Annotated in this window: 15 protein-coding genes and 1 riboswitch; of the genes, 11 read left to right on the top strand and 4 right to left on the bottom strand. The window is 45.6% G+C overall.

Translation table 11 applies throughout. The features are described from left to right. Positions 1-269 precede the first annotated feature (269 nt). Entirely contained in the window at positions 270-2,378 is a 2,109-nt protein-coding gene (ppk1, locus tag MKY24_RS21580; RefSeq protein ID WP_339200838.1) for a polyphosphate kinase 1, read from the top strand. Here the strand turns inward: ppk1 and MKY24_RS21575 are convergent. Beyond that, positions 2,338-3,873, bottom strand: coding sequence for a Ppx/GppA phosphatase family protein (locus MKY24_RS21575; RefSeq protein ID WP_023990161.1), 1,536 nt, complete (start codon positions 3,871-3,873; stop codon positions 2,338-2,340). The two genes, ppk1 and MKY24_RS21575, sit on opposite strands and share 41 nt — an antisense overlap. A 218-nt stretch (positions 3,874-4,091) precedes the next feature. On the opposite strand from MKY24_RS21575, the gene MKY24_RS21570 reads away from it, so the two are divergent. Then, positions 4,092-4,748, top strand: coding sequence for a YheC/YheD family protein (locus MKY24_RS21570; RefSeq protein ID WP_023990160.1), 657 nt, complete (start codon positions 4,092-4,094; stop codon positions 4,746-4,748). A gap of 282 nt (positions 4,749-5,030) precedes the next feature. Next, positions 5,031-5,174, top strand: coding sequence for a sporulation histidine kinase inhibitor Sda (gene sda / locus MKY24_RS21565; protein WP_023990158.1), 144 nt, complete (start codon positions 5,031-5,033; stop codon positions 5,172-5,174). Between the two features lie 160 nt (positions 5,175-5,334). Here the strand turns inward: sda and MKY24_RS21560 are convergent, their stop codons facing one another. Next, on the bottom strand, positions 5,335-6,339 hold the full coding sequence (locus MKY24_RS21560; RefSeq protein WP_023990157.1) for an NAD(P)/FAD-dependent oxidoreductase: 1,005 nt from the start codon (positions 6,337-6,339) through the stop codon (positions 5,335-5,337). 237 nt (positions 6,340-6,576) lie between these two features. On the opposite strand from MKY24_RS21560, the gene MKY24_RS21555 reads away from it, so the two are divergent. The 4 genes from MKY24_RS21555 (at position 6,577) to MKY24_RS21540 (ending at position 11,024) form a co-directional block, all read left to right on the top strand. Further along, entirely contained in the window at positions 6,577-7,767 is a 1,191-nt protein-coding gene (locus MKY24_RS21555) for an NAD(P)/FAD-dependent oxidoreductase (protein WP_053326050.1), read from the top strand. A 135-nt stretch (positions 7,768-7,902) separates the two neighbouring features. Then, positions 7,903-8,409 (top strand): MarR family transcriptional regulator, encoded by a 507-nt coding sequence (locus MKY24_RS21550; protein ID WP_023990155.1) that lies wholly within the window; start codon positions 7,903-7,905, stop codon positions 8,407-8,409. 114 nt (positions 8,410-8,523) lie between these two features. Next, positions 8,524-9,861: a biotin/lipoyl-binding protein gene (locus tag MKY24_RS21545; protein ID WP_339200835.1), complete on the top strand. Its 1,338-nt coding sequence runs from the start codon at positions 8,524-8,526 to the stop codon at positions 9,859-9,861. Next, complete coding sequence (locus MKY24_RS21540; RefSeq protein ID WP_339200833.1) at positions 9,858-11,024, top strand: ABC transporter permease; 1,167 nt, start codon at positions 9,858-9,860, stop codon at positions 11,022-11,024. Before MKY24_RS21545 ends, MKY24_RS21540 begins: the two co-directional genes overlap by 4 nt. 187 nt (positions 11,025-11,211) lie before the next feature. Here MKY24_RS21540 and hemQ read toward each other — a convergent pair whose 3' ends face one another. Next, the gene (gene hemQ / locus MKY24_RS21535) at positions 11,212-11,991 is read right to left on the bottom strand and encodes a hydrogen peroxide-dependent heme synthase (RefSeq protein ID WP_023990152.1); all 780 of its coding nucleotides are present in this window, start codon (positions 11,989-11,991) and stop codon (positions 11,212-11,214) included. Between the two features lie 344 nt (positions 11,992-12,335). Between hemQ and MKY24_RS21530 the strand changes: the two genes are divergently transcribed. The 4 genes from MKY24_RS21530 (at position 12,336) to uvrC (ending at position 17,731) form a co-directional block, all read left to right on the top strand. Beyond that, complete coding sequence (locus MKY24_RS21530) at positions 12,336-13,853, top strand: DnaD domain protein (RefSeq protein WP_264454568.1); 1,518 nt, start codon at positions 12,336-12,338, stop codon at positions 13,851-13,853. A gap of 242 nt (positions 13,854-14,095) precedes the next feature. Further along, complete coding sequence (dnaI, locus tag MKY24_RS21525) at positions 14,096-15,043, top strand: primosomal protein DnaI (RefSeq protein ID WP_023990150.1); 948 nt, start codon at positions 14,096-14,098, stop codon at positions 15,041-15,043. A 125-nt stretch (positions 15,044-15,168) separates the two neighbouring features. Continuing rightward, positions 15,169-15,486 (top strand): thioredoxin, encoded by a 318-nt coding sequence (trxA, locus tag MKY24_RS21520; protein WP_010347861.1) that lies wholly within the window; start codon positions 15,169-15,171, stop codon positions 15,484-15,486. Between the two features lie 160 nt (positions 15,487-15,646). Beyond that, positions 15,647-17,731: an excinuclease ABC subunit UvrC gene (gene uvrC / locus MKY24_RS21515; protein ID WP_053326047.1), complete on the top strand. Its 2,085-nt coding sequence runs from the start codon at positions 15,647-15,649 to the stop codon at positions 17,729-17,731. On the opposite strand, the gene MKY24_RS21510 is transcribed toward uvrC, so the two are convergent. Next, positions 17,700-19,430 carry a type II CAAX endopeptidase family protein gene (locus MKY24_RS21510; protein ID WP_023990148.1) on the bottom strand — a complete coding sequence of 577 codons (1,731 nt, stop codon included), beginning with the start codon at positions 19,428-19,430 and terminating at the stop codon, positions 17,700-17,702. The two genes, uvrC and MKY24_RS21510, sit on opposite strands and share 32 nt — an antisense overlap. 261 nt (positions 19,431-19,691) lie before the next feature. After that, positions 19,692-19,844: riboswitch (cyclic di-AMP (ydaO/yuaA leader) on the top strand. Positions 19,845-20,156: the final 312 nt, after the last annotated feature.

The raw sequence follows: 20,156 nt of genomic DNA, 5'->3' as shown, positions 1-20,156 counted from the left end.
GCAATTGAACGTGGCTTCTAAGTGGTTACTACACATCATAATGAACATAAACAACTGAAAAAGGAACGGTTCGTCAATCTACTCTATGAAACAGACGTAAACACTGTACCGCTTAATGCTATTTTTGTAAAGCATCCGATTGACCTTTTCAAACATCCAGTTTGTGTTTACACACATTTTACATTGCGTTTACACTGCTGTGATGCTAGTGCGTTTCATCTAATAGTACAATAAAGGGTAACTATACTGCATGAATTGATGGAGGCCATATGTTGATAGAGAGTCAGAATAAGGATAAAGCCGGGTCAGAACGTTACTTTAACCGAGATTTAAGCTGGATTGAATTTAATCGCCGTGTGCTTCAGGAAGCTCAGGATGCAGATACACCGTTGCTGGAGAGAGCCAAATTTTTGGCGATTGTATCTAGCAATTTGGATGAGTTTATGGCTGTTCGTGTTGCAGAGACGCGCGAGAAGATCAAGGCGGGTTTTATGCAAAAGGATTTTACGGGATATACCCCCTCCGGTTTGTACAAACGCCTGATCAAGCGTACCGTCTCAATGGTATCGGAACAATACCGGACCTATCGTGATATTTCTCGCCTCTTGACGAAAAAGGGTCTTTTACTGTTCGAATATGAAGACTTAAATACGACACAGCGCAAGTCGCTGGATGCATATTTTCATGAAATTATATTTCCGGTGCTCACGCCGATGGCGGTCGATCAGAGCCGTCCTTTTCCACTCGTTCACAATAAATACGTATATTTAGCGGTCGTCTTGAGACGTCCCGGGGATACAGAGGAGGATAAACCACTTTTTGCCATTGTGCAGGTGCCTTCGAATATTCCACGTGTTGTTACGGTGCCTTTGCGGTCGAACAGCAAGAAGAAATCATTTATTTTAATTGAGGAACTAATCAAGCATCACATTCAAACGCTGTTCACCGGATATGTTCCGGAGGCGGTTCATGCCTTTCGTGTTACGCGTAACTCCGATTTGTCCATTAATGAAGAAGAGATCGAAGATTTGCTCGAAGAGATTGAAAAAGAGCTGCGTCGAAGACGACGGGGGGCGCCGGTAAGACTGGAAGTAGAAAAAGGGATTCATCCCTATGCCCTGATGGAGCTTCAACGCGAATTCAAGCTGTTCGATCATGTGTTTGAGATGGACGGGCCGTTGGATCTGACGTTTTTGTCGTCTTTTGCCGATCATTTGGAGGGGTATTCGCATTTGAAATTTCCGGCAATCAAACCACTGTATCCGGAAGAACTGCCCCCGCAAGAGGATATTTTCAACGTGCTTCGCAAACGGGACGTGCTCGTGTACCATCCGTATGAATCATTCGATGCGGTAACTGATTTTATCATTGAGGCATCAGAGGACCCGGATGTGATGGCAATCAAAATGACCCTGTACCGTGTCAACGGGGAATCGAAGCTGATTCCGGCATTGGCACGTGCGGCCGAATCGGGCAAGCAGGTAACGGTGGTGGTGGAGCTGAAAGCCCGTTTTGATGAGGAACGTAATATTGCCTGGGCGCGTACGCTTGAAAAAGCAGGCTGTCACGTAGTGTATGGGCTGGTTGGCTTGAAGACGCACGCCAAAATCATTCTTGTCATACGCCATGAGCGCAACGCACTCAAACGATATGTGCACGTAGGCACAGGCAATTATAATGAAAGCACGGCGCGCGTGTATACGGATATCGGATTGTTTACGTCGGATCCGGTACTTGGCGAGGATGCCTCCGAACTGTTTAATGAAATTACGGGATTCTCTGCGCTCAAGACTTTGCAAGCTTTTACGGTGGCTCCAACGGGAATGAAGAACAAGCTGTTTGAACTCATCCGTAGGGAAGCTGAGCAAGCATTGGCAGGTAAGCCCGCCCGGATTATTGCCAAGATCAACTCCTTATCCAATCAGGAGATGATCGATGAACTATATGCGGCTTCCCAAGCAGGTGTGAAGATTGATCTTATCATTAGAGGGGTCTGCTGTTTGCGTCCGGGTGTGGAAGGATTCAGCGAGAACATACGTGCCATCAGTATTGTAGACCGCTTCCTGGAACATTCCAGATTGTTTTATTTTGAAAATGGAGGCAATTCCGAGTTGTTTCTGTCCAGTGCGGATTGGATGACGCGAAATTTGACCCGCCGAATTGAACTGATGTGCCCGATTTATGATGACGGGATCAAAGAAATGCTGGCAGATATTCTGCATTTATCGTTAAGAGATAATGTGAAGGCACGCCAGCTTATGCCTAACGGCAGCTATCAATTTGTGTCCAGAAACGACAAAGAGGCTCCCATCAGGAGCCAATCTGAAGCGATGAAGGTTAGAAATTGGAAGAAGGTAGAATGGACCACGACAATGTAAGATTCCATGATTTTTGGAAATCTTTGGCAACTGATTCTAGCTCCCGTTGTTCTAATATGGGTTCACTCTTGCTTTCCAGACGAAGATGCAGTGCATCATCCCCTGTAGTGGGATTGATGCTGCTAATCATTCCGGACTCACTTCGATCCATGCCAATCGCGAGCTGGAGCAGCGAGCCGAGCCGATGTACACGTTCCTCGTCGGAAGGCTCCAAAATATCCGCATGTGTGCGTAGCAAACGGGGTGTCCGGTTCTTGGGATGGTAATCCGCGATCAACGCGGCTAGTACCGTTTCCCTATGGGATAAACCGCCAATGCCTGCATGTAAGATCCAGAACACGGAATTCTGGCGGAAATGATAGTAATTCAAGGCAGCTCCCGTTTTGTAAAGAGTTGCTGCGGTCAGTAACAAGCGTTTGTCCATAGCAGCTGAGGTTCCGCCAGCTAATGTGTCATAGAGCCGGACGGCGTACTCGTTAACCCGCTTGACATGCGCTTCGCTAACCGGGACAGCAAACGAAAGGATATTGCGAATGGATGTGATAAGCGGATTAGCTACCACGGGCTGTTCAGCGTTGACCAGCTCATGAAATAGGCCGTCTCGCAGACCCGCTCCACTGACTAAATACGCGGAGCCTTGAGCAGCTTCAAATATCGTTTTCAATATAATAAGACCCGGTACAATGATGTCGGCTCTGTCCTTGGACAGGCCGGCTGTTTTTTTGCGTTTTTCATAGGGCAGATGGGGCAGACTGCCATAGAAGTAATCGACATCTTCTATCGTCATTTCGTAATGGTGCGTCACAGGAAGTGAGTAATCCAGTCGTTTCTGATTGATTTTAGCCAAAGTACGCAGGGTTCCACCTAGCCCGATGAATGGCAGACCCGGATTGGAGAAGATCCAATCATGATTTTGCAGGGAAGAACGGACAAAGCTCTCCATTTCCTCAATCTGCTGAGGAGACCATTCGCCATTCTTGACCTCACGTCCAAAGCGCCAATTCATATTGACGGCGCCAAAGGGAAATGACACAGTATGCAGTCGTTCTCGATCGCGGAACAACGTAATTTCGGTACTGCCACCCCCGATGTCAATAATGATTCCGTCACTCACATTCATAGTGTTCACTACTCCCAGAAAACCGGCATAGCCTTCTTGCTCTCCGCTCAGTATTTCCAGTGTTAAATTTGTCTCCTCCGCGATCCATTGGACGATTTCGTCCGAATTCGTGGCATTGCGGATGGCTGCTGTTGCTGCTGCACGCATACGGACAACCCCGTGCATATGGCATACCGCCATAAATTGGCGCAGCAATGGAGCGATGCTTCGAATCGCCTCTCGTTCCATACGGCCGTTGGCCCCAACCTTTTCGCTCAGTCGGGCAGCTTCTTTGCATTCCTGCACAATTCGATAGGCTCCTGTCTCTGTCATTTCATAGATCACCAGACGTATGGAGTTTGAGCCAATGTCCATGATGCCAATTTTGCTATTCATGAGTTGACCTCCTTGTTGAAAAAAACGATTTGCCGGTAATTTCCGCTGCTCCGTGCAAATGGTAGTAGATTATTGTCATTGTACCAGTGATGTTCGGTGCATGCTACCGTTCGCCATGATCTTGTCGAAATAGACACATGCCACCGACAATCATCCAAGAATAGAACCTTCCTGTTGAGTATGTATAAGTATACCTGACGGCGAAAGGAGAGGGTTAGATGAGACAACTTGCAAGCAAATGGCTAAAGACGAAGGCGCTGCTGCACCATCCACATACCGCCGTTTATATACCGGAAACCTGTCTATATAGTGAAGATCAATTGCGCATGATGCTGCGGCGGCATGCTTTTGTATTTATAAAACCTGTAAAAGGAGGCGGAGGAATCGGAGTCATGCGTGTGGCAAAGGAGCGTAGAGGATACGCCTGTACGCGTATGGAGCATACACATCGGTTCAGTCATTTTAGAGCACTTGTATTCGGAATCAATAAGCTCCGAATCCAACGTCCATATCTCATTCAACAAGGCATCCAACTGGCAAGTATTCAAGGTAGACCTGTCGACTATCGAGTCAAAGTCGTGAAGGAAGGGCAGAGATGGGATTTTCGTGCGGTGGTTGCACGTCATGCTCGTCCCGGACTGGTCATTACAAATCTGTGCAAAGGGGGAACTTTGCTGAAGGGAACAGAGGCGCTTCGGATGATATATCCCCGGCGGCTTGCTATTCAAAAGCGGCGAGAAATCATTCAACTTACACAGCGCTGTATTCCTGTACTGGAAAGAAGATTTCCTGGGATCGGACAACTGGGATTTGATTACGGGCTTGATCAGAGTGGACGGGTATGGATTTTAGAGGTTAATACAAGACCTCAATAAATTTCTGATTTCTTTAAAAAAATTCCAATATAATCTATTAACAAGACGCTAAATATAATATATTTATATAAATAATAAAAATATTTTTTTTGTGTTCGAGCGTCAAAATTCTGTGTATAAATATTGTCCACATTATCCCCTGTCACATATATGGGTTAACGACACTTACCAACAATTTATACACAGGATTTCCACAATTGACTGTGGATAACAGAACGCTTGTTCCGATTTTGGTATTTTGATAGAATAGATTTTGAAATAAAAGGAAAGGTTGTGTCGAGGATGGCTATGCTGACGGATGAAATGCTTTTGGATTCCTATCAGATGGCAATCGAGCTTAAACTTGAATGTGACTTCATTGCACTGTTGCTGGCTGAGATTCACAAAAGAAAGTTAGAGATGAATACAGCCGTAGTCCTTCATTAGACCGGACAAGCTCTCGTACTGCGACTGTGAAGTCATTCAGGGTTCGGATGACTTTACGGACAATCACTGCAACGAATAGGCACACCGTAAAAAAGGGTATTTCACTCCAAAGATTCAAATTTGGAGTAAAATACCCTTTTTTGTCATAGTCTAAACTAGACTACAATTTCATGTTACTGCTGTGACCAGGAGATAACTTGGCATCTGGATCTACATAGACCTTGGCGTTGTTGACTGCCGTAGGAGCTTCACCAAAGCCGACCGCAATCAGCTTGAGCTTGCCTGGATAGGTCGTAATGTCCCCAGCGGCGAAAATGCCGGGAATATTAGTTTCCTGGCGAGAATCGACCACGATAGAGTTACTTTCGATTTCAATTCCCCATTCAGCAATCGGGCCAAGTGTGGATACAAATCCAAAGTTAACGATCACATCGTCCACTTCGATTTCCTGTGTTTCTTTGGTTTTTACATGAGCAAGAGTGACTTTCGTAATTGTGTCTTCTCCATGCAATTCTGTAATTTCCGTTGGTGTAATAACGTTTACTTTGGAAGCGAGGAGGTTTTCGACACTGTGTTCATGCGCACGGAATTTGTCACGGCGGTGAATCAATGTAACCTGTTCTGCAATCGGTTCCAGCATAAGTGCCCAGTCTACAGCAGAGTCACCACCACCGCTAATTAGCACTTTTCGGCCTGCAAATTTGCTCAGGTCGCTGACAAAGTAATGCAGGTTCGTTTTTTCAAAACGTTCGGCACCTGGAAGCTCCAGTCTGCGCGGCTCGAAAGCACCCACACCAGCGGTAATAATAACCGCTTTACCATGATACTCGCCACCTTTGTCTGTTTTTACGATGAAGTGGCGTTCTTCCTTTTTCTCTAATGATACGACTTTCTCTTCTAGCTGCACCTCTGGATTAAAGTGGTTCATTTGTTGAACCAAATTGTTAACCAGTTCCTGTGCAGTCACTTTAGGAAAGCCAGCGACGTCATAGATATATTTTTCAGGATAAAGGGCTGCAAGCTGGCCGCCCAGTTGGGGCATACTTTCAATTAAGGTGACGGACGCCTGACGCATTCCCCCGTAAAAAGCGGCGAAAATACCGGCTGGACCGCCTCCGATAATAATCAGATCGCGGATTTCCGCACCTGTGGATTGAGCTGTCACTCTAAAACACCTCCGAAAGGGATAGTATGGGATTTGTAGATATTGAATCAGCCGCATAGAGGTTCAGATAGCCGCCGAACGCATGATTCACTGTTTATCATTATAAACTGCTGGGTTCCGCTTGCAAAGTTAAAGCGGTTAATATTTGATGAAGACTTTTCTGTGAGTATAAATTAACCGTTTTGAGAGAACAGCTGTGAATAATTAATGATTATGTATATCGGAAGGGGTAGAAGCATGAGCAGTATTCCCAAAATTGTCATTGTGGGCGCCGGATATGGCGGTATATTGACGGCTCAGCAATTGCAAAAGGAGCTCAAGCACAATGAGGCGGATGTCACACTGATCAATCGACATGATTACCACTATATTACGACACATCTTCATATGCCTGCGGCAGGTACGGATACGATTGAGCATTCAAGGATTCCGATTGCCCAGCTAATCGATGAGTTCAAGGTGGATTTAGTCAAAGGAACGGTTAAGGAAATCATACCGAAGGAGAAAAAAATCGTGCTGGAGGATGGATCACTCTCCTATGACTATTTGGTCATTGGATTAGGCGGCGAGCCAGAAACATTCGGTATTCCGGGAATGGATAAGTTCGCGCTGACGATTCGCAGTATTAACTCGGTTCGCCTGATTCGTGAGCATATTGAATACCAGCTGGCCCTGTATAAAAATGACGGTAAACCAGGTCGCCTCAATTTCGTCGTAGGAGGCGCTGGTTTTAGCGGCATTGAGTTTGTAGCAGAATTGGCGGATCGATTGCCACAGCTGGCCAGAGCCTATGACATCGATTTTAACCGGATTCAAATCATTAACGTCGAGGCAGCTCCTACGGCGCTGCCAGGGTTCGATCCTGAGCTGGTGGAGTATGCGATGAACGTCCTTAAGCATAAAGGGGTCACCTTCCGCATTGGAATTCCGATTAAGGAATGCTTGCAGGATGGTGTAATCGTTGGTGAGGGGGAGAAAATCGAAGCGTGCACGGTGGTCTGGACGGGAGGGATCCGTGGGAACGGATTAATCGAGAAAGCCGGATTCGAAGTGATGCGCGGAAGGGTGAAAATCGACGATTTTCTGCGTGCACCGGGCCACGATGATATTTTTATTATCGGGGACAGTTCCCTGATGTTTAATCCTGAAGGACGCCCTTATCCACCGACTGCCCAAATTGCGATGCAGCAAGGGGTCCTTTGTGCCAAGAATCTGGCCGCTACTCTTCGCAAAAAGGAATTGCACAAGTTTGTATTTTCCAACAAAGGGACGGTTGCTTCTCTTGGAAAAGGCGAAGCCGTCGCCGTGGTGGGCAAACGCAAAATAAAAGGTTGGGTGGCCGCACAATTGAAAAAAATTGTGGATCTCCGCTATCTGTTCATCATTGGCGGAATTCCACTGGTACTGAAAAAGGGACGGTTTTTCTAAAGGTAGAAAGGTTTCCTTGACTCCTAAAAAGGAGCATGGAGACCTTTTTTATTTAGGCGAACAAAAAAAGGTATTGACTCATAACTATTTGACGACGTATAGTATGGTTACTAATTACAGAGGGGGAGCTTCAGATTGAATTCTGATTTTAATATCAATGCTGATCCCAAGAGAATAAATTTATTGGCAGAAAAGTTTCCAAATGCGGACTCCCAATCGTTGAATACGTTGGTACTTTTCGTGCAGGCAGCGCATGAAGTGTACAATGGAGTGTCTTCCAGACTGTCGGAATATGGGCTGTCTGTAGGCAACCTGAAAATTTTAATGCCATTGTTTCTTCATGAACGTGCATTGACTCCATCCGAGCTGGCTGAATATTCAGGAGTTACTCGTTCAACAGTAACCAGTGTAATTGATAAGCTGGAACGAGACGGCATCATCCGGAGAAGTACGCTGACGGATCGACGTATGACTGCAATCTCCTTGACTAATGAAGGTAAACAGTTAATGACGGAAAGAATTCCGTTGTTTATGCAGCTTTTTGCTGATTTGATGAATGAATTTACGAAGGAAGATCATATTCTATTTGCTACGTTATTAAATAAGCTTTCCTCAGGACTTGAACAGATAAAACGGGAATAAAAAAATTTCCCAACTTAAATAGTTAGACGTCATACTATCAGGTTCCTTATTAGTTTTCGACTATTAATTTTTAACTATCATTGGCTAAATCATCATGAAGGAGAGTTTATTGTAATGAACAAAAAGATCATTGTGTACGTATTACTTATTGTCGCGTTAGGTACCGGGGGTACGCTAATGGCAATGAGCGGCAAGGATGCTGTGAGTATGGCAGCCCAACAAAAAAATACACTGCTTACGGCAGATACCGTGAATGTTGCTTTTCAGGGCGTAGGGGGAAGAGTAAACACGGTTGAGGTGAAGGAAGAACAACAGGTGAAAAAAGGGGATGTGCTCATGACCCTCGATCCTGTAGACCTTGATTTGCAAATTGAGAAATTAAAAACGGATATCGCACAGGCTGATGTGAAAATAAAACAGGCTAAAGACGCGCTGCAAAATCAGTCGGAGAAAATTTCGAATTCAGAAAAACAGGGGCAATTGGACATTCAAGCCGCGCAAGCGGGAGAGTCCTTATTAAACCAAGGCACACGTGCGGAGGATATTGTAAGACAAAAGCTGGCTATTGAAGCAGCACAGCAATCGTTGGACGCAGCTCTGACAGGAGTAGAGACAGCCAAAAGAAATGCGGAAATCGCGCAAAAAACAGTAGCATCCAGACAACAGGCTCTGGACTTGGCTAAAGTGAATTACAACCGTATCAAAGCGTTATATGATGCTGGAGCTGGAACCAAAGCAGAATTGGATAACGCCAAAAACCAACTGGATAATGCCCAAATCGCGTTAGATACAGCTAAAGATCAGGTTGAAATTGCCAATAACCAGATTATAGCAGCTAGCAAACAATCGGACATTGCTAAAAATGGGATCGCTCAGCAGCAAACCGCTTTGGATAAAATGGAGGCTGGCGCGACTGCTGAGGAACGCCAGCAGGCTCGTATCAAAACAGAAAAAGCCAAGGAAGCCTTGACTCAAACCTCGCAAACACGAAAAGATGTTAAGAATAGCGAATACAATGTGGATCTTCTGGCTCAACAAAAGCAGGCATTGAGTGTTCAACTCAAAACTTTGGAATTGCAGCGCGGACGTATGGTGCTGAAGGCATCTACAGATGGTAAGGTGGCACGTATTGTACCTAAAATGGGAGAGATCGTTTCTACGGGGGCAACGGGCGCCGTTATTGAAACCAATCAGCTATACTACGATATTTATGTGGGCGAGGATTCCATATCACAGTTTAAAGCTGGGGGGAATGTGACTTCGCACGTTGTAGCTTTAGATAAAGATGTCCAAGGCAAGGTGAGGTACATTACTTCTGCCCCTCAGTATACTAACATGAGAATGAGTCGGGACAAAGGTCTGTCGGATATCAGCTCCTTCCAAGTACGGGTGGATGTCCAGCGAACATCTGAATTATTGCCTGGAATGACGGTAGAGGTTGTGACGAAATGAAGGCGTTTATAGAAGAATGGAAGCTGATGATCAGCGGCAAAATGGTTTTTATTATGCTGCTCGTTCCTATCGTTGTAGCTGTTGCCTTTGGATTTGTTTTTAAAAATAATCAGCTTAACGATGCCTCTGTAGCTGTAGTCGATTTAGATCATAGCAGTTATAGCCGACAGCTTATTAATAAATTAGATGCATCGCAGTATATTGATGTACGCCATGTGCAAGAGAACGAAACCGATCCGAATTTACTTTTATATAATGAAAAGTTTTTTGCGGTGATTTACCTTCCAGCTGGGTTGGAGGAAAATAGGATTAAAGGAGTTCAGAGCAACATCGGTTTTTATGTAGATAATACGGTAGGTCAGGCTACTGGAAATCTACGCTCGGCAGTCACAGAGATTATGGCGACGGAAAATGCGATGCTGGCTGGTGGTGGATTAAAGGGTATGGGAATGAGTGACAGTCAGGTTACAGGGCTTACTTCCAATATGCTGCTTCAGCAGCGCCTGTTATATAATCCTACCAATGCTACTTTGATGACCTCGGTTATGGGGTTCATTAATACGGTCATGATTTCACTGATTGGTGCTACTGTACTGACAATTGTCCCGCGATTGCGGGAGCAAGGAAGATTAAAAGAGGAGCTTCAGCATTCGTATGGCTTGATTCTTAGGGTGTTGCCGTATGCGTTAGTAGGATGTGTGTCCTTTTACCTGTCCATTGGTTTACTTAAGCAAATTGGCGGACTACGCTTTGAAGCGAATGTATGGCAGCTCAGTATTCCATTTCTCCTGTACACGATTACGTTGGGTTTGTTTGCGATGGCTTTAGGGTGGAATGCGGCCAATCCTGGAAAAGCTTCCCCACGCCTCATGCTAATTATACTGCCTTCGTTTTTACTGAGCGGCGCTCAATTGCCAGTGGCTATGCTGCCTCCATCGCTGCAATATATAAGTAACATTCTCCCATTGACCTGGCATTTCAAGTTTTTAAGAGGTATGGGCTTTAAAGGTGGAAGCTTAAAATATTTTATTCCCGAATTGGGGGGATTTTTGATCTTACTAAGTGGTTTGCTGCTTATTATCTTTATCCTGATCGCTTTGGAGAAAAGAAAGCTGGCGAAAAGTGAGGATACATCCGTAGGGGGCGAGCCTGTGCTGCAATAATCGGAGATATCATTCCTTGGTTATGACCTGGCAATCATAAAGAATACGATTTAATCAGGCACCCGTGAGGGGCCTTTTCTCTTCTATTATAGCTTTAGGTCTTATAAAAAAGGATTCCGTCGTCCCGAAAGTGGGAGTTCGCGGAATCCTTGATTGTATGTTGCGACATAGTTCCGACGCTTATGCTTTACAGCTTCAACATGTCTTCAAATGTCTCTTCATTCAACACACTGCCGACATAGAAGGAGCCGAATTCACCGTAACGGGCACTGACTTCATCAAAACGCATTTCGTAGATTAGCTTCTTGAACTGAAGTGCGTCATCGGAGAACAGTGTTACACCCCATTCCCAATCGTCAAAGCCGACGGAACCGGAAATGATTTGCTTTACTTTGCCAGCATAGCTGCGTCCAATTAAACCGTGGCTGCGCATCAAGGTGCGACGCTCGTCCATCGAAAGCATGTACCAGTTATCGTCCAGATCACGTTTTTTGTTCATTGGATAGAAGCAAATATAACGGGCCTTGTTTAATACGGGCTTCAAGCGTGCGACAATTTGTGGATTTTGCATGGGATCTTCATCCTTGCTCAAATAATTACTCAGTTCCACCACACTCACATAAGAATAGGTTTTGGTTGTATATTTGGCGAAGGTTGTTTTGTTAAAATCATTTTCCAGTTTATTGAGGTCTTCCAGCGTTTCGCGCAGGTGCATCATGACAAAATCAGCCTTTTGTCCGACAACAGTATAGACAGCTGAACTGCCCAGACCCGCTTCCTCGGTAACGTTCCATTCCTTCATAAACTCTTGAAGCTCGTCCAGTGCTCCGGCGCGCTCTTCATCGTCTGCGGTCTTCCATGCTGTCCAGTTGATGGACCGGAAATCGTGAAGCGCATACCAGCCTTCCAGTGTGGAGGCTACTTCGTTGGGAGTTGCTGGGGTTTGTTGAGGTTGATGTTGACTCACGATCTACACTCCTTTACGTCTGTAAATGATAATCAGCTTAGCCGAAATATGTGTACTTCCTTATATCATTCCTGTATCCAATACGTGATGCTTAACCATTATATTGTAGCTCAAAGTAAAGCTTTTCACCAATGAAAGAAGTGTGAAGAATTTTATTTTTACCATGATACAGGTCACAAAGTCTTAAAATAGTTAGTATTCTCGAAAAAAGTAGAACTCAGACGAATACGGCTGCCAAAAAGGAGAACAATTGCCCTTATTTTGTTGGTCCCACGAGAAGGCAAGTATGATAGAATAGAAAAACATCTTGGAGACCGTTATGTCAGGAAAGGAAGAATGTTGGAATGCGGATGAAAAACCTGCTGCACTATACTGAGAACCACCGCTACTGCGTTTATCGGGAATTTGGCTTGAGCGCACTGGATGAATTGATGCTGGGAAGCGTCTATCAGCCGATGGTAGGCGCATTTGCGGTCAGTCTGTATCGACTGTTGTTCCAGCATGTGCCAGTCGGACAAATCGGTTATTCGCCGTTGGAACAGCAGCGTCGCCTTTTTCTGACACTGGGACTGGAGCCGAGTGAGAAGGGACGCAAGTATTTGATTGAACAGACCTCCAAGCTGGAGGCCGTCGGTCTGTTACAGACGTCCAGGCTGTATGCACCCGAAACGGACGACTATATGTATGAATATGAGATGCAGCCGCCGCTCGCACCTGCTGAATTTTTCAGAACGCAGCATCTCACCCTTTTGTTGAGAGACAAAATCGGTAAGTTTGCAGTGCTTTCTCTGAGAGAATCGTTGTGGAGTAGGGAATCTAGCGAATGGTCGCAATCTTCCTATAATAAAGAAAATATTTCGATTCCTTTCTACGAGTTATTTGAATTGAATACCCATGTTATAGATTACGAACTGGAACAGGCGCTGTCCGAGGTGTCCACTAGCCGTCAGACTGGACCACTAGCGTCAGAATCGGAGGAAGCATTGAATTATGCAGATATTATTCTCCGTTTTCCGCGTGAATCTGCCAATCGCAAGCACGTGGAGCGTCTCCGGTTTGAACACGAGCAGTTAGGCATGGTCAATTACGTTGTTCGCAAATTTGACCTTTCTGTACAGGATATTAGTCGCTTGCTGGATGAGGATGGTATTTTTACCGAAGCAGGCGACTTGTTGCTTGACGAGCTTCAGCTTCGGGCTAGTCAGCACTCCAGACAGGATCGGAAGCGTCAGGAGGAACAGCAGGTACAGGCCGCCAAAGTGGTCGCCTTGCGCCAAAGAGAAGCTTCCACACCTGAAGAGCCGCCTGCAGAACAGGCTGTGGAAATGGAATTTTATGTGGAGGTTCCACCACAATTCACAGCCAAGTGTGACATTCACCAATATAATATGATGTTGCGCAACGAGCCTTATCGCCGTTTGCTGCAAACCTTTTTCCCCGGCACGGTTCCCGGTAACCTGCTGGATATATTTGAGAAAATTGATATCAGCTATAAGCTGCCCGGTGAAGTCATCAATGTGCTGATCCATTATTTGATGTCACTGCTCGTATCGGGGAGCGATCAGCGAATTAACCGAAACTTTGTCGAGGCCGTTGCTTCCAACATGCTGCTTAAGCAGGTAAACACTTACGAAAAAGCCGTTCAATATATAAGGGATCAAGCCAAGGTAAAAGGAAAACAGTCCTCTGCTTCTCCTTCCGGCGGCCGATCCCGCGCATATGCCAAAAATAACGGGCCAGCCAAGCCATCCATTCCAATCGTTCAGGATCACCCTTCCGAGGAGTCTGTATCTGAGGAAGAATTGGATGAACTGCTGCGTCTGGCCGAACGAATGCAATCCGGAAAACAGAAAAAAGTCTAGTGAATTTTAGGTTTTATGAAACTATTAAGCGAAGCCAATTCAAATAGATGTCGACTTTATGGCGGTCAGTAGCGGAGCGGATGGAATCGTTCTGGAGAAGCGATAGCGTTTGCCACCGGATTTTCACCTTTAAATTTCTATTACGATAGAAAAAATCTGGTGGCAACAGCGATCGTAAGAATGATCCATCCGCGAAGCGTCTCCCCCCATAGCTCTGCACATTTTAGAAAGGAGGAGCGTTCTTGGAATCACTGGGCGATTTGCTACAGCAGATGCAGAACCCTTCGTTTCGCCAGCGCACTCGCAATGTAGCCGATCAAGTTCTAAATGATCCGCTCGTGCAGGAGTTTTGTGCTGCGCATCCTGATGTGGACGAAACACAATTGCGACTCAACATGAGCATGCTCTTTCAGTATGCCCGGGATCGTCGAAATTGCGACAATTGTCCGGGGCTGGAACAGTGTCCTAACGATTTTCAGGGCCACTTTTGTAAGCTGGGCGTGGAATATCCGAATGGAACAGCCGAAATCGTGGACATTCGGACCCCATGTGCGAAGTTGGTTGCTTCCCAACATGAACAACGGGTGCGTCAGAGAATTAAAAGCTTTTATGTGGATGAACGGGCACTTCTGGAGGGATATAACGCTCTTGAGATTGCGCGCAAAGATTCACAACGTATGCCTGCCGTCACACAGCTATTCCGTTACATTGAAGAAACGAAAAGTCAGGGTCTATCCAAAAAAGGACTGTATCTGGAAGGTACGTTTGGTACGGGTAAAACTTTTTTGATGGGCTATCTATTGCACGAGCTGGCTCTGTCGGGTCTGAACGGTGTGATCGTGTATATGCCTGATTTTGTGGAGGACTTAAAGTCCATGATTCAGGATGGACAGAAGCTGAAGGAAACGACCGAAATGCTCAAAAATTGTGATCTGCTCGTATTTGACGATATTGGTGCCGAAAATTTAAGCCCGTGGGTACGGGACCATGTGATGGGTTCTATTTTGAATTACCGAATGAACCGCAAACCTACTTTTTATACTTCCAATTATTCGTTGCAGGGGCTGGAGAAGCATCTCAGCTTTACGAGCAAGGACGGAGAGGAAATGTACAAAGGACAACGCTTGATGGACCGGATTCGTCCTTTTGTAGATGTCATTACCGTAAAGGGAAAAAATCAGCGGGGGTAAGCGTTTATCCGTCTGCTATTTTGATATCTTACAATTAAAAGACTATTGTGATATAATTAAAAGGTGTCGAAACAGACATTACAGGTTATAATAATCTTGACTTTTCTATAAAGGAGGAACATACAATGGCAATTGTTAACGTGTCCGATCAATCCTTCAACGCAGAAGTCGAAGGCACAGGAACCGTTTTGGTTGATTTTTGGGCGCCATGGTGCGGTCCTTGCAAAATGATCGCTCCCATTCTGGAGGATCTGTCCACAGAAGTTGGCGACAGCGTCAAAATCGCGAAGGTGAACGTGGATGAAAATCCAGAGTCTGCTTCCCGTTTCGGCGTGATGAGTATTCCTACCCTGATCGTTTTCAAAGACGGACAGCCTGTTGATAAAGTGGTAGGTCTGAACTCCAAAGAAGCGCTGAAAAGCATGCTTACTAAACACCAATAATCATCGCATGTGACCCATGCTCCCGCGGGGGCTTGGTGGAGCGGCCATGAAAGGTCAATGCCTCCGGTTGTAAATACCGGGGGCGTTTTTGTGTATTATTCCTATATATTATAAGTAGTTAGTTGAGCAGTCATTAAGAATGGAAGGAGGAACCTGGCGAATGAAACCTTATGCGGAGGACTTGCAGAATCAGGAGAAGGCGCTGGAAAACATACGGCACAAATTAGCGTTACTGCCGGATGCATCAGGCTGTTACCTGATGAAGAACAGCGAAGGCACCATCATTTATGTCGGCAAGGCCAAAGTGTTGAAAAACCGGGTCCGTTCCTATTTTACAGGTAGCCATAACGGCAAGACGCAGCGATTGGTTTCCGATATCCGTGATTTTGAATATATCGTTACAGGTAGTAATATGGAGGCGCTCATTCTGGAGTGCAACCTCATTAAAAAGCACCAGCCGCGCTATAACGTGCTATTGAAGGATGATAAAACCTTTCCGTATTTGAAAATTACGAACGAGGCACACCCCAAGCTGGAGGTGACCCGTCGCGTTCTGAAAGATAAAGCAAAATATTTTGGACCGTACCCCAATTCCTACGCGGCACATCAGACGAAGAAGCTGCTGGATCGTATGTATCCGTTACGCAAGTGTGGTGTGATGCCCAAGGAAGTGTGCCTGTATTATCACATGCATCAATGTTTGGGGCCTTGTGTGAAAGAGGTCGAGAAGGAAACGTATGACCAGATTGGTCAGGAGATTGGTTCCTTTTTGAGCGGGGGACATGAGGAAATTAAAAAGGATCTTCAGCGTAAAATGCAGGAGGCCGCAGAGGAATTGTATTTTGAGCGGGCCAAGGAGCTGCGAGATCAGATTATCAGCATCGACGCGATGATGGAAAAGCAGAAAATCACCACATCGGATGCGAAAGATCGAGATGTATTCGGTTTTTCAGTAGATAAGGGCTGGATGTGTGTACAAATCCTATATGTCCGCAAAGGTAAAATGATCGAGCGCCATATGTCGACTTTTCCTTTCTATGGTGAGGCTTACAGTGATTTTATGTCCTATGTGACGCAATATTATAGTGACAACCCAGCAGTGCCGCAAGAAATATTGCTGCCAGATTCTCCTAAGCTGATGCAGGCAGAACAGGTCAATGTCGATCAACCGGTTGCGGCAGAAACTGCACTCCACAGTGCACCTACAGCCGATGTTACCGGACAGACAGATGAGAAAGCGATACAAACGGAGACAGAGCATTCTGCTGACTCACTGCTGGTGGCTGAAGAACGAGCAGCTTATGCAGTAGCAACGAATCAAGGTCAAGTTGGTGACCAAGATGCAGAGATAAAGGAAACAGAAACCCAACTATCCGGTGGACTGGAGGACCCAGCTACGGCAGCTCTCGCTCTGGCTGAATGGTTGGATGTTAAGGTACTTGTACCGCAGCGTGGACTGAAAAAGCAAATGACAGGCATGGCGACGGAAAATGCACGTGTTGCTTTGGATGAGAAGTTTAAGCTGATCGAGCGGGATGAGGAACGGACATCCAAAGCTGCAAGCAATCTCGGACGTGCCATTGGGCTGGATAGCTTGCACCGGGTGGAGGCGTTTGATAACTCCAACATCCAGGGTTCCGATCCAGTCTCCGCCATGATCGTGTTTATTGATGGCAAGCCTGCCAAGAAGGAGTATCGAAAATATAAGATCCGTTCTGTGCAGGGACCCGATGATTATGAAACGATGCGTGAGGTTATTCGGCGTAGATATGAACGTGTGCTTAAGGAAAATCTGGAACGTCCCGACTTGATCGTTGTGGATGGTGGACGTGGACAAATTAAGGCGGCGACCGATGTACTGCAAAATGAGCTGGGTTTGTTCATTCCTGTGTGTGGTCTGGTGAAGGATGCCAAACATAGAACTTCCCAACTATTAGTGGGAGAGTCCTCTGAGGCCGTGACACTTGCACGCAATAGCGAAGAATTTTATCTGCTGCAACGGATTCAGGACGAGGTTCACCGTTTTGCCATCACGTTCCACCGCGAGCAACGCGGCAAATCTATGGTAACTTCTCGGTTGGACTCTATTCCAGGCATCGGCGAGAAACGGCGTAAGTTACTGCTCAAGCATTTTGGATCACTCAAAAAAATAAGAGAGGCCAGCATCGAAGAATTCCGGCCTCTCTCTATTGGGGATAAGCTTGCGCGTCAGATTATAGCTGCCCTTCGGGAGGAGGAGTCGTAGAATACGGCTCCTCTTTTTTAATAGGTTCAAACATAATTCGATTTGGCTTTTTAGGACTAAACCAATAAATGATGTAACCCACAATGGCTGGAAGTAAGATCCAGAATAGACCAGCGCTCACATTCACAGTGTCTCCCAGACTCATTACACTAAGCCCCATTAGAATGCTGTCAAAAATAACGTGGCTGAACATGGCGGCAATAAAACCGTAACGCAGGAACACAAAACTGAACAGCAAACCAAGAAAAGTCAGCTCAATAGGTCTGGAAATCACCGGATAGATCGGATAAAGTGTATGTCCCAGTGCCCAAATCAGCGTGGTGATCAGACAAGCAACAAAAGTGTTTTTCACTATTTTTTTGACCATCGGAATACCAAACAGACGGTAGACAGTCTCTTCTCCAATACCTGCCATCCAGGCCATAATCGGCAGTAACCATGGATAAGCCATATTGTAAGGGGATTGCGTGGCATCTGTTGTGGAGAATGTATTAAATGTGCGCTCCAGTATAAAGAATAAGATGGATTGTACCCCGAGTAAAATAAAGGCCCACAAGTAGCCAACATACATACTGCGAAGCACATACAGCCCGTAGCCCGGCTCTTTCGCACGCGGCCATGCATTCAGTCCAACCTGACGCATAAGTCCGTCACCGCCGACCAAGGAGAAGTAGAGCGCTACTGCCATGAAGAAGGTAACACCAATCTGGAACACCATAAGAAATATAAGCATGCCCTTACCGCCTGCTTCTGCTTGCAATAAAGGCAGCATGTTCATTGTCCCAGCTATACTTGCAATAAAGTATATAACGGACAGAACAATGCCGCGTACAAATGAAGTATGTCGTCGGGTGAGTGACGCATACACAATGGCAAGAACACCCAGCACAAAGCTAAATAGGGCATAACCCGCATAGGTCATCCAATTCGCCCAAAATGTTTGCTTTTCGATATAATCGGTATAGGACGACGGGGCCGAAAAGCTTTGAGAGAAGGAGCGAACATCACCGTCTTCGAAAGTAAAAGCCAGTGTAAGTACCGAGGCGCCGATTTTTTTATCGTCTACGGTATACTTTAATCCACCTTCTTTTTCAGTGGTGGCGAGCTTCAAGTCCGACGGCTTAAAGCCAAAGCGCTTGACCCATACTGCGGCCGCCTGCTCCTTGGCTTCAAGCGTCATGCCGTCCTCAGCTACACGTATAAGCCTGTTACGTGCTTCTTCATCCGTAGAAATATCAGCCTGTGTGTAATTGGTACTGGAGGTGATCCGTTTAAAGCTAACGACCTTCCCAGTGGATAAATCCACATGAATTTGCAGTTTGCTTTTCGCTGAGGATTCAGGCAGATCAACCCGAAAGGTTTCGTAAGGGTAATTTTTCTTCCATGTACGGTCGTACTGTTGAAGCAGTTTTTCTCTAGATAAATAACCGTACAAATCTGTTTCGGCCTGATAGGTCACGACAGGCTCCTCTGGCTGTGATTCAGTATAGCCCAACTCGGAGCGGGCAAAGTCCAATGCGTGTATGACCGCTTCTTGTTTGCTGATGACCTTTGCGTTCATTACTGATTCTGGACTCGGATTGCTAAGCGAGGGAATAAGCAATTGAAAGATAAAAAAGCAAATCAGGCCAATCCCGCCCAGCAAGCCTAATTTTTTGAAGTTGGCCGTGAGCACGACCGGTTTCCCGATAGGATTCATGAGTTTCCTCCTTAATCTGTAAATAAGAACATCCATTAAAGATATCATACTGCACAGGTTCCCGCCAACAGACCAGCGATATTCATGAAAATAGAGTGAAAGCACTTTAAAGTTCCAATAAAATAAGATAAGCTGCGATTAAACGATGCCCATTCGCAAAATAAAGCCAATTTCACGTTTTTTCGGCGAAATCGGTTTTGTGATCTGGATATAGAAGGATTATAATCTTGAGGCAATGCCTATAAAATACATAGGTAATGATATACAGTTGAGCCGAATTTCTATGAGAAAACGGGGGAACCATGTTACTGGGGTGAATTTTACAGCTGATCCTGCTGGATTGGATGTGTAAATAGGGCATACTGTGCTGCCCGAATCCGTCAGCTAACCTCGTAGGCTGTGAGCAGGAACCAAGTCAGGCACTCGGTTTTCCGGTGTCTTTTTTTGTGTGTATAAAAGTGTTTGGATTGGTTAGACCGCTGCGGGTGCAGATTATTCTTCCGATTGCTGTTATCCCCGGATTTTTTGATTGTATAACCCCTTTAATGGTTAAAATCCGGAGATAAAGGCAAACGCTTCGCTTCTTCAGAACAATTCTGCCCCCTTCGCTGCTGCCCGCCAATAGCACAGGGGGCAGAGTAGTGCTTGACATGCATTCTTCCTGTATTCAGGGAATGCTAATTATAGTTACTAAAGGTTTGGAAAAATCAAAAAAATTAGGGGCAA

It is taken from the genome of Paenibacillus sp. FSL P2-0322 (genome assembly GCF_037975315.1).
Classification (GTDB): domain Bacteria; phylum Bacillota; class Bacilli; order Paenibacillales; family Paenibacillaceae; genus Paenibacillus; species Paenibacillus polymyxa_B.
The sequence above is the reverse complement of the archived record's forward strand: the minus strand, read 5'-3'. Positions and strand labels throughout refer to the sequence as shown.

Bases quoted from the DNA above. Each gene is read 5' to 3' on its own strand.
- ppk1 (WP_339200838.1), top strand. From the start codon at position 270: ATGTTGATAGAGAGTCAGAATAAGGATAAAGCCGGGTCAGAACGTTAC.
- MKY24_RS21575 (WP_023990161.1), bottom strand. From the start codon at position 3,873: ATGAATAGCAAAATTGGCATCATGGACATTGGCTCAAACTCCATACGT.
- MKY24_RS21570 (WP_023990160.1), top strand. From the start codon at position 4,092: ATGAGACAACTTGCAAGCAAATGGCTAAAGACGAAGGCGCTGCTGCAC.
- sda (WP_023990158.1), top strand. From the start codon at position 5,031: ATGGCTATGCTGACGGATGAAATGCTTTTGGATTCCTATCAGATGGCA.
- MKY24_RS21555 (WP_053326050.1), top strand. From the start codon at position 6,577: ATGAGCAGTATTCCCAAAATTGTCATTGTGGGCGCCGGATATGGCGGT.
- MKY24_RS21545 (WP_339200835.1), top strand. From the start codon at position 8,524: ATGAACAAAAAGATCATTGTGTACGTATTACTTATTGTCGCGTTAGGT.
- MKY24_RS21540 (WP_339200833.1), top strand. From the start codon at position 9,858: ATGAAGGCGTTTATAGAAGAATGGAAGCTGATGATCAGCGGCAAAATG.
- MKY24_RS21530 (WP_264454568.1), top strand. From the start codon at position 12,336: ATGCGGATGAAAAACCTGCTGCACTATACTGAGAACCACCGCTACTGC.
- trxA (WP_010347861.1), top strand. From the start codon at position 15,169: ATGGCAATTGTTAACGTGTCCGATCAATCCTTCAACGCAGAAGTCGAA.
- uvrC (WP_053326047.1), top strand. From the start codon at position 15,647: ATGAAACCTTATGCGGAGGACTTGCAGAATCAGGAGAAGGCGCTGGAA.
- MKY24_RS21510 (WP_023990148.1), bottom strand. From the start codon at position 19,430: ATGAATCCTATCGGGAAACCGGTCGTGCTCACGGCCAACTTCAAAAAA.